The following is a 15104-nucleotide window of genomic DNA, read 5'->3' as shown; positions in this document are numbered from 1 at the left end:
GGCAATCCGTTACGTTCAAACCGCACCACCTATGCTTAAAACAGCCCCTTGGAAAGAAAACGCATACAATAATTTTTATTTAAAAATTTCAGAAAATGTATTGACACTTAAGATTTGCCGTTGTAAAGTGTAAATCAAGTTAAACAACAGAATAAATTTCCATACTTCTTATCAAGAGAGGCAGAGGGACTGGCCCTTTGAAGCCTCGGCAGCGGACTACCTTGTAGTACCGTGCCAAATCCAGCAAGCAGCGCTTGAGAGATGAGAAGAGGACGGATTACATAATCATGCCCTCTTCGCTTTCAAGAAGAGGGTTTTTTATTTGTTTATGAAATTATCATATCCATCATGGGTATAACAAAAAAAATAAAACAGACAGCAGGGAGGGAAAGTTGTTACTGTATACCTATAATTCTGAGTAATCTTATAGATATAATCATAATTCTTATCGAGAGAGGCAGAGGGACTGGCCCTATGAAGCTTCGGCAGCGGACTCCTATTTGGAGAACTGTGCCAAATCCAGCAAGCATAAGCTTGGGAGATAAGAAGAGTCCTTTTTGCCTGCGGGCATAAACCTCTTCCTCCCTCCGGAAGAGGTTTTTTATTTGGATAATTCATCAATGGAAAGGAGCAGCAACATGATTGAATTCAAGGGACTGACTAAGACGTATGAAAGTGGAGATGTGCCGGTCCGGGCATTGGACGGCATCGATTTAAAAATAAACGAGGGAGAAATATTCGGGGTAATCGGATTCAGTGGAGCGGGGAAGAGTTCTTTAATCCGATGCGTCAACTGGCTGGAGAGGCCGACTTCCGGGAGTGTGATTGTAGACGGCAAAGATCTTACAACGCTGTCTCCAAAAGAAATCCGGGCTGTAAAAAGAAATATCGGCATGATTTTTCAGCACTTTAACCTGCTGAATTCCAAAACGGTTTTTGCTAATGTCGCCATGCCGCTAAAGCTTGCCAAAGTCTCAAAAGAAGCTATAAAGGAACGAGTAACGGAGCTTCTCGATTTTGTCGGTCTTGCCGATAAAGCGGACTATTATCCAGACCAGTTATCCGGCGGGCAGAAGCAGAGGGTAGGAATTGCACGGGCACTTGCCACCAGGCCATCCATACTGCTATGCGATGAAGCGACTTCGGCATTGGACCCTCAGACAACCAATTCGATTTTGCAGCTGCTGAGAAAGGTGAATAAAGAATACCAAATCACTGTACTGATCATCACCCATGAAATGACAGTCATCCGTGAGATATGCGACAGGGTTGCGGTGATCGAAGCTGGAAAGATCATTGAAGAAGGCTCGGTATTCAACGTTTTCTCCGCACCCAAGACGACTACAGCGAGAAACTTTGTGAGTACAGTGATGAATGATAATTTACCAGAATCAATAAAGGAAATCGTCCGGAACAATGCAGGGGCGCAGAAAATTTTCAGAATCAACTTTGTAGGCGAATCAGCGGGGCAGCCGCTTCTATCAAAAATCGCTAAAAAGTTTGATATCGATACGAATGTATTATTCGGCAATATCACAGAGCTCCAAGGAGTGCCTTTTGGAAATCTGATCGTTGAATTCATCGGCAGTGAGAGTGAAATCAACCGGGCGCTGATGTACATCAACCAGGAAAAAGTCGCAATTAAGGAGGTCGAAGCAAATGCTAGTTGATCAGGAACAGATTATTGAAGCACTCATCGAGACGGTACAAATGGTCGCTTTTTCACTGCTGTTCTCAGCGCTTCTCGGTTTGCCGCTGGGAATCCTGCTGGTTGTGACCCGAAAAGGACATCTGCTGGAAAATCTGCCGGTATTCAATGTGTTGAATGGAATTATCAATGTGTTCAGGTCGATCCCCTTCATCATTCTCATGGTCGCCATCATCCCGGTGACAAGGCTGATCGTTGGTACATCGATCGGTACAGCAGCAGCGGTTGTTCCGCTGGTCTTCTATGCAGGGCCTTACATTGCAAGATTGATAGAGAACTCGCTGCTGGAGGTAGAGCCGGGCGTCATTGAAGCAGCAGAATCGATGGGAGCCACACCTTGGCAGATCATCATCAAATTTTTGATACCGGAAGCTTTAAGTTCCTTGGTGCTGGCTTTTACCATTGCAACTGTCGGACTGGTCGGTGCATCCGCAATGGCAGGTGCAGTCGGCGGGGGAGGACTTGGAGACCTTGCCATCACCTACGGCTACCAGCGTTTTGATACAGCCGTCATGCTGATCACTGTCGGTATATTGGTCATCATGGTCCAGGGCCTTCAAACATTCGGAAACATTACATCCAAAAAAATCAGAAGAAGATAACAGGAGGAATCATTCATGAAGAAAATTTTATTGGCGTTACTCATTTTAGCAGCGGCAGTGACGGGGGCGGGTTGCTCTAATTCAACAAGCGGGGAAGAAACAAAGAAAGTGAAAATCGGTGTCAGTGGATCCGATAACCGCATCTGGGATTTTGTTTCGGAGAAAGCAGAAAAGGAAGGAATTGAAGTGGAAATCGTCCGTTTCTCTGATTATGTCCAGCCAAACATTGCCCTTGCGGAGGGAGAACTTGATGCCAACGCTTTCCAGACTATCTCGTATTTCAATGCTTTCAAGAAAGAACATGACTTGGACTTAGTTCCGATTGCAACAACGGTCATTGCGCCAATGGGAATTTACTCTGATAAGTACAAATCAGCAGATGAAATTCCGGAAGGCGGAAAAATTGCCGTACCTAACGAAGCAACCAACATGGGAAGAGCGTTGCTGCTGCTTCAAGAAGCTGGATTGATCACCCTTCCGGAAGACTTTGACGGAAATGGTGCAGTAGACAAAATCGTCGATAATCCTAAAAATCTTGAAATCGTCCCTGTAGTAGCCGGCCAGACGCCAAGGGTGCTTCCAGATGTAGCGGCATCGATCATTAACAACGGAATCGCAGTAGATGCCGGTTTCAATCCGACAGAGGACTCCATTTTCCATGAAAGCGAAACAGCCACACCATACATCAACATCATTGCTGTCCGCGCAGAAGATAAGGATAATGAAACACTCCAGAAACTTGGTGAGCTTTATCAACAGGACGATGTAAAAGAATTTATTGAAAAAGAATACAAAGGAAGCACGATCCCTACATTTGTTCCATTGAGTGAAATTGGAGAGTAATAGACTTACAAAAAACCAATAACAGGAGGAACCGCCATGACTTCAACAGCAGAAATTAATACGAATCTGAAAAGTGTGATTATCGAGAATGTAGAAAGTCAAAGGGAAAAGTACATTTCCACGAGCCACAGCATCCACCAGAGGCCGGAAATCGGGAATGAAGAGTTTTTCGCTTCAAAGCTTCTTTCAGATATCCTGGAGGAAGAAGGGTTTACAGTAGAAAGAGCTGTTGCAGGTCATGAAACAGCTTTCCTGGCAAGAAAAAAATCAGAAAAGGCAGGGCCTGCCATCGCCTTTCTCGCAGAGTATGATGCTCTGCCTGGCATCGGCCATGCCTGCGGCCACAATATCATTGGAACAACCAGTGTGGGGGCAGCTATTGCGCTGAGTAAGGTTCTGGATACAACCGGAGGTGAAGTGGTTGTTCTCGGCACACCAGCAGAAGAAGGCGGACCAAACGGCAGCGCAAAAGGAAGCTTCGTGAAACACGGTTTGCTGAAAGGGATTGATGCAGCCATGATGATTCATCCGGCCAACTCAACAAGAGTGACATCGACTTCCCTTGCCGTTGATCCGCTGGACTTCGAATACCGCGGAGTCCCTGCCCACGCTGCCGCTTCTCCCCATGAAGGGGTCAACGCCCTTGATGCAGTCATCCAGTTATTTAATGGAATTAATGCGTTGAGACAGCAGTTGAAGGATGAGGTTCGGCTCCATGGGATCATCACCCATGGAGGGGACGCACCGAATATCATCCCGGAATACGCGAAAGCCCGTTTCTTTATCCGGGCAGCTACAAGGACCCATCTGGACGAAGTAACCAAAAAAGTGAAAGCTGTGGCAGAAGGAGCGGCTCTTGCAACCGGAGCCAAACTTAAGGTCATTGCTTTTCAAAATGAAGTCGATAACCTTCTGTTGAATAAGAGCTTCGACCATGTCTTCAAGGGAGTCATTGAAGAGTTCGGGGAAACGGTCGATTTAAACGACAGGGAGGGACTTGGTTCCACGGACGCGGGCAATATCAGCCAAGTGGTGCCGACCATCCATCCATTCATCAAAATCGGGCCGGATAATCTGGTTGGTCATACAGTACCATTCAGAGAGGCTGCTGCTTCTCCTCAAGGAGACGAAGCCCTGATTAAAGGGGCCAAAGCTCTGGCACTGACCGGCCTTGAGCTGCTGACAGACCATCAGACGCTATCGGCGATTAAAGAGGAATTTTTGGACAGAAAGCTCGAGCAGGAAGGTTGATAGTATACGTTGAAAGCAGAATCTTATGGGTTCTGCTTTTTTATCGTTCATTCCAGCCGGTTAAAGGTAATCGTTCACAGGAAGAAAACCTTCAAGAGAAGGGGCAGCCTTGTTTATAAACACAGCGTTATTTATGATAGAAATAACATAGTTGATTAATCAGGAGGGTTACAATGAATCACCAAAAAAAGGTTGAAGAGGCTGAGGCCTCTGTCAACAAAATGCGCGAAAAGGTCAGTGGAAGTCCCTGGAAACAGGCTTACCACATGTCACCGCCTGCTTTCTGGATGAACGATCCGAACGGCTTCAGTTGTTATAAGGGAGAATACCACCTTTTCTATCAGCATCATCCGTTTTCACCTGAGTGGGGCCCGATGTACTGGGGCCATCTTAAAAGCAAGGATCTTGCCCATTGGGAAGAGGCACCAATTGCATTGGCTCCGAGTGAAGAGTATGACCGTGATGGCTGTTTTTCCGGCAGTGCAATAGAAAAAGACGGGAAGCTTTACCTGGTGTATACCGGAATCAATGGACAGGCCTGGACCACGATACCGATCTATATCAAACGCAATGTCTGGCCGTAAGTGAGGATGGAATGACTTTTGAAAAAATAAGTGAAAATCCCGTCATTGACCCTGCTCCTGAAGGGGATATCCATCCTTATCATTTCAGAGATCCAAAGGTTTGGAAAAAAGGGGATCACTATTATTGTGTTCTCGGTTCGCGGACTAAAGACCATGTCGGACAGGTCCTCTTATACCGCTCCGAAGACCTTATTAAATGGGAGTTTATCAACGTAGCAGCGAAAGGGGAAGGATATTTTGGGTTTATGTGGGAATGCCCTGACCTGTTTGAAATGGATGGCCGGACCATCCTTGTGATGTCTCCTCAGGGAATGGAGCCGGAAGGGAACCTTTATCAAAACCTGCACCAGGCCGGCTATGTGATCGGAGCACTTGATTACGAATCAGGCCAACTTCAACATGGTGATTTTGAAATGCTCGATTACGGTTTCGATTTCTACGCGCCGCAAACGATGGCAGACCCAACTGGGAGAAGAATCATGATTGCCTGGATGAATATGTGGGAGAGCCAGATGCCGGAGCAGGATGAGAACTTTGCAGGGGCAATGACCATTCCGCGTGAACTAATTTTGGAAAACGGTAAACTGAAGTCCAAACCAGTTCCTGAATTGGAGAAAAGGCGGAAGAATCATAAGCAATTTAAAAGTGTGACCGTTGAAGGTGAAACGTCACTTCCCGGCGTAGAGGGAAATACTGTGGAACTGAAGGTCACAATTGATGCAAAAGAAGCTACACAATTCGGTATGAAACTAAGAGCCGGACACAAAGAGGAAACGGAACTTCTTTATATTAAAGAAGAGAGAAGCGTTGCGCTCGACCGCAGCCTTGCCGGGAAAGGCCCCGGAGGCGTCAGGAAAGCCGAGGTTGAACTTGATGAAAACCTTCTGAAACTTAACATTTTCATAGACCATTCTTCTGTTGAAATATTCATCAATGGCGGTGAAAAAGTCATGACAGCCAGGATTTACCCGCAAAAAGACTCGTCACAAATCAGGTTCTTCTGTGATGATTCGATTGAATTGCTGCAAGTGGATAAGTGGGATTTGTAAAAGGCTCTTTTCGAAACTTTGTTGCTATTTGATATTAATTCCGAAAAATATCAATCTTAAGAAGGAAAAAATACGGTAAAATCGAAAAGAAAAGAGCTGCTCTCCTCCATTGAAATAAAAACTCTTAGTATCCGGGGATATCCGAAAGCAACAATACATGCGAAAACAGCTTTGTAAAAAGAAGTTATTTTCACCTGTACATGACAAAGAGGGATGCCCATTTAAGGGGCATCCCTCTTGAATTTGATGCCGCGGTCCGCCAGCGAAGTACATGATCTTGAGAATTACCTCTTTTGATGTACCCCGCTCCGCCAGCGAAGTACATCATCTTAAGAATTTCCCCTTTTGATGTGCCTGGCTCCGCCAGCGAAGTACATCATCTTAAGAATTTCCTCTTTTGATGTACCTCACTCAGCCAGCGAAGTACATCAATCCTCCTACATCAATGATTAATCGAATTTTGAACCAATTCCCGCTATGTTCTTAAGATTTTCCTCTAACCACTTCCGCTAACTCCTGTGCTCCTATTCCATAATCATATGAACAATCATATTGATCTCTTTTTCATCATCCCATTTCGCCTCAGGCAGGAATATATGCCGGACGAATACACTGGAAGCAGTGAAGCGAATAACAGCTTCTGTCGGCAGCTCAATGATCTGGCCTTTTTCTTTATAGAAGTCAACTAAGTGCTGAAAACGATGGAAGACCTTTTCAGCAATATGCTCCTTGAATTGTTCCTTCAGTTCGGGATGAAAAGGAATTTCCTGTATCAAGATCCGGAACGCACTCATATTTTCCCTCAAGAAAGCCTGGCGGTTCAAGATCATGGCTTTCAAAAAATCCTCATACTTTTCATGTTTTGTATTCAGGACTTTATTGACATCACGCATGACAAAAGGTGCAATTAGCTTAGCCATAGTCGGTGCAATAATCGAAAGTAATAAATCTTTTTTCGTTTTGTAATGGCGGAAAATCGTCCCTTCTGCCACGTCTGCTGAGGGGGAGTCTTTTGCAAGCACCAATAGAGATACTAAAGATTTGGAGAAAATTTGATGGTTTCCCGATGGAGACACTTACCAAAGCGTGGCTTCAACCTTTTAATTGAGTGGACTGCCTAGTTTAATTTCATGTCCGTTATCTCCAGCATGCAGTCGGTTCGTTGGCCCAAAAACTTTACTAGAAGCCAATTGATTTCCCCAAAACAAAAGTAGATAAGAATAAAGAAAAGACCAAATCATTTGTGATTTGGTCTGCTGGCTGGCGTTCATTCTTTTGATCTTCTATTTCTCAATAGAGAATGTAAGACATGGTTTATTCCACGCTGTCATTTTCCCACTGATAGGTCCAGAAGTGCTCAGTAGTAACCCACTTCAATGCTTCCGGATCCTGTGCAGCAATGCCTTCTTCAATCTGCGGAAGCATCCAGGCTGTCTGGGAGCTGTGCGCTTTCATGGCCGCTATCTTTTGATCTTTTACAGAAGTAATGTCATAGACAACATCCGGTTTCCCGATGAATTCCTGGCAATTATTTGAGAAAGCCAGACAGTGAAGCTTTGGACGAGCTGCTTTGGGAAGGCGGCGGACTGCCCTGACAACTGCCCGTGCGGTTGCTTCATGGTCAGGGTGGACAGAATATCCTGGATAGAAAGTGATGATCAGGGAGGGTTTTAATTCCTGTATCAGTTCTGTCACCATGTTCGAGAGTTTTTCATCATTTTCGAACTCAAGGGTTTTATCACGATACCCCATCATACGCAGATCTGTGATCCCCATCACTTCTGCCGCTTCTTTCAGTTCTTCTTTGCGGATGAGTGGAAGGGATTCTCTTGTAGCAAAGGGTGGGTTCCCTAGGTTCCGGCCCATTTGCCCGAGTGTCAGGCATGCATAGGTAACAGGGGTGCCGCCTTTAATAAACTTTGCAATCGTCCCCGAAACCCCGAAAGCTTCATCATCTGGATGAGGAAATATAACGAGAACGTGATTTTCTTTTTGCATACTGTAACCTCCTAAAAATGGCTGTGCCTACTCAAAAGGTGTTGGACTGATCTGCAGAGCCACTGCGAGCTTGCCATCATGGTCGTGACCTGCCATCAGCAGCTGGTTCTTGTCTGTTTTTTCAAAATGGGTGAGGCCTTCCGCGTAGATCCAGCCGATATCAAGTTTCAATCCTGCTCTGAAAGGGCCGTCGCCGACAATCTTTCCGTGCTCATAATTTACGAATGCGTTCCGTATGTATGCTCCTGCAGAGAAGAAATCTTCTTTGAAGTGTGAGGCATATGCTCCGTTGGTCGTTTCTAAATGTATATAGACATCTTTTCGGGCGAATTCATTGATCAGGCCCTGAACCTTTGCCAGCGTTATAGGTTCCATACTCTGCCTCCTTATCCGATAAATCAATCTGATTACTTTCCATTTTACTAAAATCATCAATAGAATGCGAAAACAACGCCTCTGATATTCTTATCACAGAAAAAATCAGCAGAGTCAGCCGGGCAAATCATTCATTTTAAAATATCAATAGTCAAACCGAAGACGTTCCAAAGGAAAATTAAATTCAGTAGAGATAAAAACCAGGCAAGTGGCGGATTTTTATAATGTATACTGAGAACGACAAAGATCACGATATCCAAATAAAAGGACCAAAGCAGGTTCCAGCCATTATGGTGGGTGATCATTCCTGCTTCAAAGGCAATAACTTCTATACCGAAATAAATAAGTACCCACAAGCCAATCCAGAGAATTCTCCTGGATTTGTTCTGGGGAAGACGGCCTAGAAAAATAAGCGTCGTTGCCCAATACCGTATGATCATTTTGATCAAAGAAATGACCGTATGATTAGGGAGGTAGCTGCTATCAAATGAAGGCTGAAAAAGCCACATTGATTTGTTGTAGAGCAGGTATTGATACAGCAGGTCGCCCACCAAGAAGAAGAGGAAGGTCGGATAATAATCCCTCCAGTTCCTCCAATCGCCCCATTTAATGACTGCAAGTAAGAAAGTGAAAAATAATAAGGTGTGCATTCCGGCTTACTTCCTTTTTGGTCTTTTTTACATTTTTTACCTTGAGTTGGGTTTCTATTCATTTTGGGGGATAAATGAGTCTTTTTCTTCAGGGAGCGGGTAATCAATAAGGCTTTATGTGACATTAGTCAACTTTTTAAATGTGTCCTTGTTGAAAGACACCTTAGGTTAAAGAGAGCAGTTTTATAGAAACTTTTTGTCATTAACAGGTGCAAGAGTCCTTAAGGGGTTTTTTTAAAAAGCCACTATCTTTAGTGATCAAAAAAATGACCCCCAATAGGGAGCCATTTTCAGGTTAAGATAAAAAGTTTTTCCAGGTTAAGATAAAAGTCAGTTGTGTTGCATTCAGGGTTAAGATTAATCTTTGCTGCCGACGACAACTACTTTGCCTTTATCGAGTTCTTCCTCGTAACGATCTGCTTCTGCATCCGTTAATCCAAGGGAGCTCATTTTGGAACGCAGCTCGTCTCCACGCTTTTTGAACGTGTTGCCCAGCGAGTCAAATACTCCTTGTTCGCCCATACCGACACTTTCCGTATGTGTTCCTTCTGTAAGGTCTTTTGAACGTTCTTTGTCATGAGCAAAGATATAAATATCGTCTTTCTCGTAACCTTCACGATTCAGACCTTCAATGACCTTTGTTGCCTGTACTCCGTTTTCAACTGTTTCTACTTTATACATTGTTACAGCCTCCTCTATAATTTTGATGAAGCGGTATATCTTCTATTTACCCGGTTGCTGGAAGATTAAACAATCTCAATAGGTGGTGAAATTTAGCAGTTTTTGAATTCTGTAGCCGATATATTTCAGCCATGGAATTCCATATTCCTTTTCACTGTACTTTTCAGTGTATAGTGCGTCTTCGTTGCTCCATATTCTGTTGAAGTAGGTTGAAACTTCCTGGTTGACCTCTTGATCAAGAGGGGTTTCCATCCATAGATTGGTTTCAAGGTTGAGGTCCTCGAAGTTCCTTGTCGTATAGTTTGTTGAACCGCCAAGGATGATGGCTTTGTCTGGCTTTTTTATATATAGAAGCTTTGTGTGGTATTGTTCCATTTTCGTGTTATACCAGCGGATACGAATATTTTCTTCGCCGCGCTCTTCCAGTTCAGCTGCTACAGGGATGTTGGGCAGCCCCATTTTTTGGCTTCCGAAAGCATTTTGATTAGGATCGAGGATAATTCTTACATCCGCCCCTCTGCCGGCAGCCTCGACAAGCCCGTCGATGACTTCCCGTTCGGCTAGATAGAACATGCCCAGCCAGATGGTATCTCCTTTGCCAGCCTTGTCCAGCTCTGCCAATGCCCTCTTATATATTTTTCCTTCTGTCAGCACCTGTACCTTTATGCTGCCGCCCGATTCTTTGCTGCCTTGAAAATCCGGAAGCTGTGGTCCGTCCGAGTACCGGGCAGCCGCTTTTTCAGTCTTGAGTATATCTCCGGTGATAGGCCTTCCAACTTCAAAGGCAATATTGGAGTGAAACCCGCTCGCATTATGAGGGTTTGCCGAAGTGATGAGAGCAGACTGGTCTGTGACCACCACTTTTCGATGGTTAGCCTTTATATTCAATAATTCCAGATAGGAGCGGATTGTCACATCGGGTGCGGTAGAGGCCAAAGGATTTGGAAGCCAGCCCTTATCTTCCGGCTCTGACTGGAACCATTGGAAAAAGGTTCTCCAGACTGCACTGTAAACATAGTTGGAGTCTCTTAACGGTTTCAGGTCTGTATACATCACCTTGATTCCGTTTTCCCTCAGGCTCTGTACTTCAGGAGCAGGATGCGACCCATAAGTGGTATTGATATGATCAGTAATAAAGACGATTTCCATTTCAGGGTTGCTTTTCTTCTTTTTAATAAGAGCATTCGTCAGGTTACCTGCTAAATCAGGCATCTCATGATCTCCATCATAATAACTGTTAAAAAGGAACATATCGATGACGACGAAATCTTCTGCCTCCGCAATCATTTCATTGATTCTCTTAAATATTCTTCCTTCATGATGGAATTCTCCGGAATGATCTTTAAAAGAAAGGTCATAGAGGAAATCCACGTCGTCCGTCTGAAAGACCTGTCCTTCATAGGAGGTACCCTCGGGAAGAGGCTTGTGAGTCTGGTAATACACGATCGTACCAAAAAATACCAATACAAGGAGCGCTGCGGAGACATTCCACTTGTTAACCCGATTCATCAAGTGTTTCATGGGTTTATCCTCCAATAAGTAGTAACTACTCCTTTACCCTCTTTTGAAACTTTATATTCCAACTTTCGGCAATATTTTCTATAATATGAACAGAGGAAGGTGAACTAGTTGAAAAGTGATGAAAATAGAATAAGAGAGATAGAAGCTCTCTTGGCAGAATTGAAAAGCAGCAGCCAGCAGACAAGCGCCACAGCGGTTTTAGATAGAGGGAAAGTCAAAATGCCTTTCTTTAAGGCGGGAAAGGCAATCTTCAGTATATGGAAAAGCAAGTTTCTCATCATGCTTCTTATTGCGGTCCTTGTGATATCAGGACTCTCAATTGGCATGTATTCCTGGTTAGCCGGCAGTACATTTCAGGAAGAACAGGGATCTTTTGTCGAGCAGATCAAAGACATGAATTCACTGGCAACTGCCCAAGCTTTTACAAAGGCAGTCATTGAACAGGAAGATAACAAGATTTTCGGAAAAGAAATTTCAGCGGATGTGCCGGGTACAAAACGAAAACTATTGCTGGTGGTTCCGGGAACCGTACTGGCCGGTGTTGACCTGCAAAAAATATCAGAAAGTGATATTTTGATAGATGAAGAGGGAAAAGAAATGACGATAGAACTGCCAAGGGCCGAAATTCTGCAGTCTCCTTCTCTAGATACGGAAAACATCAAAACATTTTCCGTAGAAGGAATCTTCAGAAGCGAAGTGGATTGGGAAGAAGGATTCGGTCTTGCCCAAGCGGCCAAAGAGCTTATCCAGCAGGAAGCGATCGACCAGGGATTGCTGCAAACGGCCGAAAAAAACGCCGAAAAATCCCTGAAGGAATTTTTCGGGCAGCTAGGCTATAAAGTAACAATCGTATATTAAGGGTAGCATGAAAGGGTGTTATCGTGGCTGACAATTTTACGAACGATTGGAACGATGTACTGAAAGAAGAAATGGAGAAAGCTTATTTTGCCAGCATGAAAGAGTTTCTTGAAGAAGAGTATCGGACCCAAAGAGTGTTTCCGGAGAAGCGTAATATTTTCAATGCAATGAATTCTACTGCTTATAAAGATGCGAAAGTCGTTTTGCTTGGCCAGGATCCTTATCATGGGGAAGGACAAGCCCACGGGCTGAGTTTTTCTGTTGAAAAAGGGGTGAAAGTTCCCCCTTCACTGAGAAATATCTATAAAGAGCTTCAAAATGATATCGGATGTGAAGTGCCGGAACACGGAAATCTGAGTAAATGGACGGAGCAGGGAGTACTTCTCCTAAACACTGTTCTGACAGTCAGGCAGGGCAAGGCCCATTCCCATAAAGGAAAAGGTTGGGAAACCTTCACCGACAAGGTAATCGAACATCTTAATCACCGGGAAAAACCGCTTGTCTTTATGTTATGGGGAAGACCGGCGCAGGAAAAGCTGAAACTGATCGACACTGAAAAGCACTTTGTCATACAATCGCCGCATCCGAGTCCATTCTCCGCAAGGAAGGGTTTCTTTGGAAGCCGGCCTTTCTCAAGAGCCAATGAGTGGCTGAAAAGAAATGGAGAAGAAGAAATCGACTGGTGCATCGAATAGAATTAACATTTTCAGACAGCATCATCCATGTTTCACGTGAAACAATGAGGAAGGATGGCGAATCAAAGCGAAATCTGGCTTTGGTTCGCTTTCTTTTTTTGAAAGTCTCTTAGTATCCGGGGAAAATACAGCTCTAGGAATTTTTCTGAAAGCAACAAACGAAGTAAGCGAATGGACGCAGAGGTTTTACCGGGGATGATGGGAACGTAAGATAGGATAGCCCTCCATTGCTATAAAGGATATCCGTCTCAAGCTGCCCGCCCCGCGGAGTAATCTGCCTGTAGCGGAAATCCATTACTTCTGAATAGCCCATGATTGGGAATAAAGCGCATGAAAAAGAGTGCCACCTACAATTAGCACAGGATAGGCAAATCCTCGATAAGTTTGATAGAATAGGGAAGAATGCTGGATAGGGAGACGAGAAAGTTGCCAGAGAAAAAGAAAATCAATTGTTTTCAATGCCAATACTTTTATACAACATGGGAACCGGCCCATCCACGGGGCTGTAAAGCATATGGATTCAAGACGAAAGCCATGCCCTCCCTGGTCGTCTTTCGTTCTTCAGGAGAAAGCTGCCTGAAGTATACTCCGAAAGGCAGACAGGGGAAGTAATCTTTCTTCATTAACACAGCGTGCTTATGCAGGGGCCCCATTCAGACCTGGTAAGTCCTCTTACGGTTGCAAAACAGTGTCTTGCAAACCCATTGAGAAAGAAAAATAAAGACCTACATGTAAGGAGGGACACGATGAATATATCTCATGTCTCATTAATCAATAAAATGGAGCAGGAACTCCATAAAGCAAAGCAAGCGGAAAGACCGCAAAACATCAGAGAGCACATCAATTCCATCAAGGCTTTATGCGAAGTGATGCTGGAAACGGAAAGTGTTGGCACCAGTCAGCATTCTTTTTCAAAAGAACTGCCGGCTCAGCAGATGACAATGCCTGCTGTTAATCAACAGTCCCAGACAGTGAGGATTTCAGAAGAAAGCAAGCTGGAGACGGATGATGGAGCCAACGGTGACTCGCTGTTTGAATTTTAATATGTAAAGTGGGAGTGGTAGAGGGTATGAAGACGTTTATTATTATTGGAGCAATTAATGCATTTCTTTCTGTAGCGTTCGGCGCGTTCGGCGCACATGCGTTGGAAGGGAAGATTTCTCAGAAATATATCGATACATGGAACACAGGGGTACTTTATCAAATGTTCCACTCAATGGGAATCCTGATTATTGGCGTGCTTATGGGGAACATAGCTTCCAGTTCATTGCTTAACTGGTCTGGCTGGCTGATGTTAATCGGGATTGTGTTATTCTCCGGAAGCTTGTACATATTGAGTCTGTCAGGGATCAAAGTGCTGGGGGCCATCACGCCTCTAGGAGGGGTAGCCTTCCTGATCGCATGGATCCTGCTCATCATTACTGCTGTTAAATCCATGTAATTAGGATCTGATCGAAGTAAAGGTTCTTCCGTTACCAGCCTCAGATGAATGCCGGGTTGCGAGAAGGGAAAGTACGATAGTATATGTGAATAGCAGCAAAAGACTGCGGGCCGGTTGGCACGCAGTCTTTTGTATGGCTGGATTCAGCCTTTTACCTTGGTGAATAAGAAACACTCGGAGCCCCTGCACCAAACGGATATTCATACTCGATTTCTTCATCAAATGTAATGTAGTCCAGGTAAATCATTGGCAGAAGATAGCGCATCCCTGTTTGAGGATCGCTGATGACAAGGTGGTCACGCCCCGCTGCTTCAATGATTCCTTTAAAAACCTTGGCATTCCATTCTCTGTTATTTTCAAATGTCATATAAACTGTAGCGACTTTCCCCTTGTTTAGACGAAGGATGTTCTCGATATAAGATTCTTCTACAGGCAGCTGGCCGGGAAAATTCTGTGACGGACTCTGAGCGCTGATCGGCTGAGGGACCTGCATCCCTTGGCCGCCGTAGTACTGCCCACCCATATAGTTCTGGGGCTGGCCGTAATATGGGGGCTGAGTATAGCCATATCCATAGGGATTTGAGCTGGTTGATTGTTTCACAATGTAGACCTCCTTGAGTAATCATAATCCTTCATGTTGAAGGTGGTTCACTTCTCGTTCACAAAGCACCGTAATCTTCACTAAAGACTCTCTTTATATAAAAATAAAGCGGATAATGATAAAGAGAGTATGCTCTGATTTCACTATTTCATTTTTATGTTGGCATGGGCCGGAATATTCCAGGTGGAAGGCAATTGTGCACGGACAAATTTTAGATTTCTTCAGGGCTAATGAATTTGCTAAGGAA

Annotated in this window: 18 protein-coding genes and 2 riboswitches; of the genes, 10 read left to right on the top strand and 8 right to left on the bottom strand. The window is 44.3% G+C overall.

Annotation, left to right across the window (positions count from 1 at the left end; all coding sequences use genetic code 11):
* Positions 1-165 precede the first annotated feature (165 nt).
* Positions 166-268: riboswitch (SAM riboswitch) on the top strand.
* A gap of 174 nt (positions 269-442) precedes the next feature.
* A riboswitch (SAM riboswitch) is annotated at positions 443-548 on the top strand.
* 90 nt (positions 549-638) lie between these two features.
* The 6 genes from FZC78_RS09010 to FZC78_RS08990 all read left to right on the top strand — a co-directional run bounded on the left by FZC78_RS09010 (position 639) and on the right by FZC78_RS08990 (position 6037).
* Positions 639-1670, top strand: a complete 1032-nt coding sequence (locus FZC78_RS09010; protein WP_148939524.1) for a methionine ABC transporter ATP-binding protein — start codon at positions 639-641, stop codon at positions 1668-1670.
* Positions 1660-2310 (top strand): methionine ABC transporter permease, encoded by a 651-nt coding sequence (locus FZC78_RS09005; protein ID WP_148939357.1) that lies wholly within the window; start codon positions 1660-1662, stop codon positions 2308-2310. Before FZC78_RS09010 ends, FZC78_RS09005 begins: the two co-directional genes overlap by 11 nt.
* Before the next feature lie 15 nt (positions 2311-2325).
* Positions 2326-3153, top strand: coding sequence for a MetQ/NlpA family ABC transporter substrate-binding protein (locus FZC78_RS09000; RefSeq protein ID WP_148939356.1), 828 nt, complete (start codon positions 2326-2328; stop codon positions 3151-3153).
* A 36-nt stretch (positions 3154-3189) separates the two neighbouring features.
* Positions 3190-4404, top strand: a complete 1215-nt coding sequence (locus FZC78_RS08995) for a M20 family metallopeptidase (protein WP_148939355.1) — start codon at positions 3190-3192, stop codon at positions 4402-4404.
* Between the two features lie 173 nt (positions 4405-4577).
* The gene (locus tag FZC78_RS24255) at positions 4578-4988 is read left to right on the top strand and encodes a hypothetical protein (RefSeq protein ID WP_252183558.1); all 411 of its coding nucleotides are present in this window, start codon (positions 4578-4580) and stop codon (positions 4986-4988) included.
* An 11-nt stretch (positions 4989-4999) separates the two neighbouring features.
* Complete coding sequence (locus tag FZC78_RS08990; RefSeq protein WP_353733566.1) at positions 5000-6037, top strand: glycoside hydrolase family 32 protein; 1038 nt, start codon at positions 5000-5002, stop codon at positions 6035-6037.
* A gap of 524 nt (positions 6038-6561) precedes the next feature.
* Here the strand turns inward: FZC78_RS08990 and FZC78_RS08985 are convergent.
* The 6 genes from FZC78_RS08985 to FZC78_RS08960 form a co-directional block, all read right to left on the bottom strand.
* Positions 6562-7059, bottom strand: a complete 498-nt coding sequence (locus FZC78_RS08985) for a TetR/AcrR family transcriptional regulator (RefSeq protein WP_148939354.1) — start codon at positions 7057-7059, stop codon at positions 6562-6564.
* Positions 7060-7351: 292 nt separating this feature from the next.
* The gene (gene bshB2, locus FZC78_RS08980; RefSeq protein ID WP_148939353.1) at positions 7352-8035 is read right to left on the bottom strand and encodes a bacillithiol biosynthesis deacetylase BshB2; all 684 of its coding nucleotides are present in this window, start codon (positions 8033-8035) and stop codon (positions 7352-7354) included.
* A 27-nt stretch (positions 8036-8062) separates the two neighbouring features.
* A complete protein-coding gene (locus tag FZC78_RS08975) occupies positions 8063-8410 on the bottom strand; it encodes a YojF family protein (protein WP_148939352.1) in 348 nt (115 codons plus the stop codon).
* Positions 8411-8541: 131 nt separating this feature from the next.
* Positions 8542-9060, bottom strand: a complete 519-nt coding sequence (locus tag FZC78_RS08970) for a CBO0543 family protein (RefSeq protein ID WP_148939351.1) — start codon at positions 9058-9060, stop codon at positions 8542-8544.
* 357 nt (positions 9061-9417) lie between these two features.
* Positions 9418-9741 (bottom strand): general stress protein, encoded by a 324-nt coding sequence (locus FZC78_RS08965; protein WP_148939350.1) that lies wholly within the window; start codon positions 9739-9741, stop codon positions 9418-9420.
* A gap of 75 nt (positions 9742-9816) precedes the next feature.
* Positions 9817-11262 (bottom strand): phospholipase D family protein, encoded by a 1446-nt coding sequence (locus FZC78_RS08960; protein ID WP_148939349.1) that lies wholly within the window; start codon positions 11260-11262, stop codon positions 9817-9819.
* 108 nt (positions 11263-11370) lie between these two features.
* Between FZC78_RS08960 and FZC78_RS08955 the strand changes: the two genes are divergently transcribed.
* Positions 11371-12120, top strand: a complete 750-nt coding sequence (locus FZC78_RS08955; RefSeq protein ID WP_252183557.1) for a DUF4230 domain-containing protein — start codon at positions 11371-11373, stop codon at positions 12118-12120.
* A gap of 23 nt (positions 12121-12143) precedes the next feature.
* Positions 12144-12815, top strand: a complete 672-nt coding sequence (locus FZC78_RS08950) for a uracil-DNA glycosylase (protein ID WP_148939348.1) — start codon at positions 12144-12146, stop codon at positions 12813-12815.
* A 470-nt stretch (positions 12816-13285) separates the two neighbouring features.
* Here the strand turns inward: FZC78_RS08950 and FZC78_RS24865 are convergent, their stop codons facing one another.
* A complete protein-coding gene (locus FZC78_RS24865; RefSeq protein ID WP_187444855.1) occupies positions 13286-13438 on the bottom strand; it encodes a hypothetical protein in 153 nt (50 codons plus the stop codon).
* 123 nt (positions 13439-13561) lie between these two features.
* On the opposite strand from FZC78_RS24865, the gene FZC78_RS08940 reads away from it, so the two are divergent.
* Together FZC78_RS08940 and FZC78_RS08935 are read left to right on the top strand one after the other, a co-directional pair.
* Positions 13562-13858 carry a YwdI family protein gene (locus FZC78_RS08940; RefSeq protein ID WP_148939346.1) on the top strand — a complete coding sequence of 99 codons (297 nt, stop codon included), beginning with the start codon at positions 13562-13564 and terminating at the stop codon, positions 13856-13858.
* Between the two features lie 26 nt (positions 13859-13884).
* Complete coding sequence (locus FZC78_RS08935; RefSeq protein WP_148939345.1) at positions 13885-14256, top strand: DUF423 domain-containing protein; 372 nt, start codon at positions 13885-13887, stop codon at positions 14254-14256.
* A 151-nt stretch (positions 14257-14407) separates the two neighbouring features.
* Here FZC78_RS08935 and gerQ read toward each other — a convergent pair whose 3' ends face one another.
* Entirely contained in the window at positions 14408-14857 is a 450-nt protein-coding gene (gene gerQ / locus FZC78_RS08930; protein WP_148939344.1) for a spore coat protein GerQ, read from the bottom strand.
* Positions 14858-15104 lie beyond the last annotated feature (247 nt).

Source organism: Rossellomorea vietnamensis (assembly GCF_008180415.1).
Classification (GTDB): Bacteria; Bacillota; Bacilli; order Bacillales; family Bacillaceae_B; genus Rossellomorea; species Rossellomorea vietnamensis_C.
The sequence above is the reverse complement of the archived record's forward strand: the minus strand, read 5'-3'. Positions and strand labels throughout refer to the sequence as shown.

Coding starts and splice junctions, on each gene's coding strand:
- FZC78_RS24865 (WP_187444855.1), bottom strand. CDS start 13,438: ATGAAGAAAGATTACTTCCCCTGTCTGCCTTTCGGAGTATACTTCAGG.
- FZC78_RS08935 (WP_148939345.1), top strand. CDS start 13,885: ATGAAGACGTTTATTATTATTGGAGCAATTAATGCATTTCTTTCTGTA.
- FZC78_RS08995 (WP_148939355.1), top strand. CDS start 3,190: ATGACTTCAACAGCAGAAATTAATACGAATCTGAAAAGTGTGATTATC.
- FZC78_RS08970 (WP_148939351.1), bottom strand. CDS start 9,060: ATGCACACCTTATTATTTTTCACTTTCTTACTTGCAGTCATTAAATGG.
- FZC78_RS09005 (WP_148939357.1), top strand. CDS start 1,660: ATGCTAGTTGATCAGGAACAGATTATTGAAGCACTCATCGAGACGGTA.
- FZC78_RS08990 (WP_353733566.1), top strand. CDS start 5,000: ATGACTTTTGAAAAAATAAGTGAAAATCCCGTCATTGACCCTGCTCCT.
- FZC78_RS24255 (WP_252183558.1), top strand. CDS start 4,578: ATGAATCACCAAAAAAAGGTTGAAGAGGCTGAGGCCTCTGTCAACAAA.
- FZC78_RS09010 (WP_148939524.1), top strand. CDS start 639: ATGATTGAATTCAAGGGACTGACTAAGACGTATGAAAGTGGAGATGTG.
- FZC78_RS08940 (WP_148939346.1), top strand. CDS start 13,562: ATGAATATATCTCATGTCTCATTAATCAATAAAATGGAGCAGGAACTC.
- FZC78_RS08960 (WP_148939349.1), bottom strand. CDS start 11,262: ATGAAACACTTGATGAATCGGGTTAACAAGTGGAATGTCTCCGCAGCG.
- FZC78_RS09000 (WP_148939356.1), top strand. CDS start 2,326: ATGAAGAAAATTTTATTGGCGTTACTCATTTTAGCAGCGGCAGTGACG.
- bshB2 (WP_148939353.1), bottom strand. CDS start 8,035: ATGCAAAAAGAAAATCACGTTCTCGTTATATTTCCTCATCCAGATGAT.
- FZC78_RS08975 (WP_148939352.1), bottom strand. CDS start 8,410: ATGGAACCTATAACGCTGGCAAAGGTTCAGGGCCTGATCAATGAATTC.
- FZC78_RS08965 (WP_148939350.1), bottom strand. CDS start 9,741: ATGTATAAAGTAGAAACAGTTGAAAACGGAGTACAGGCAACAAAGGTC.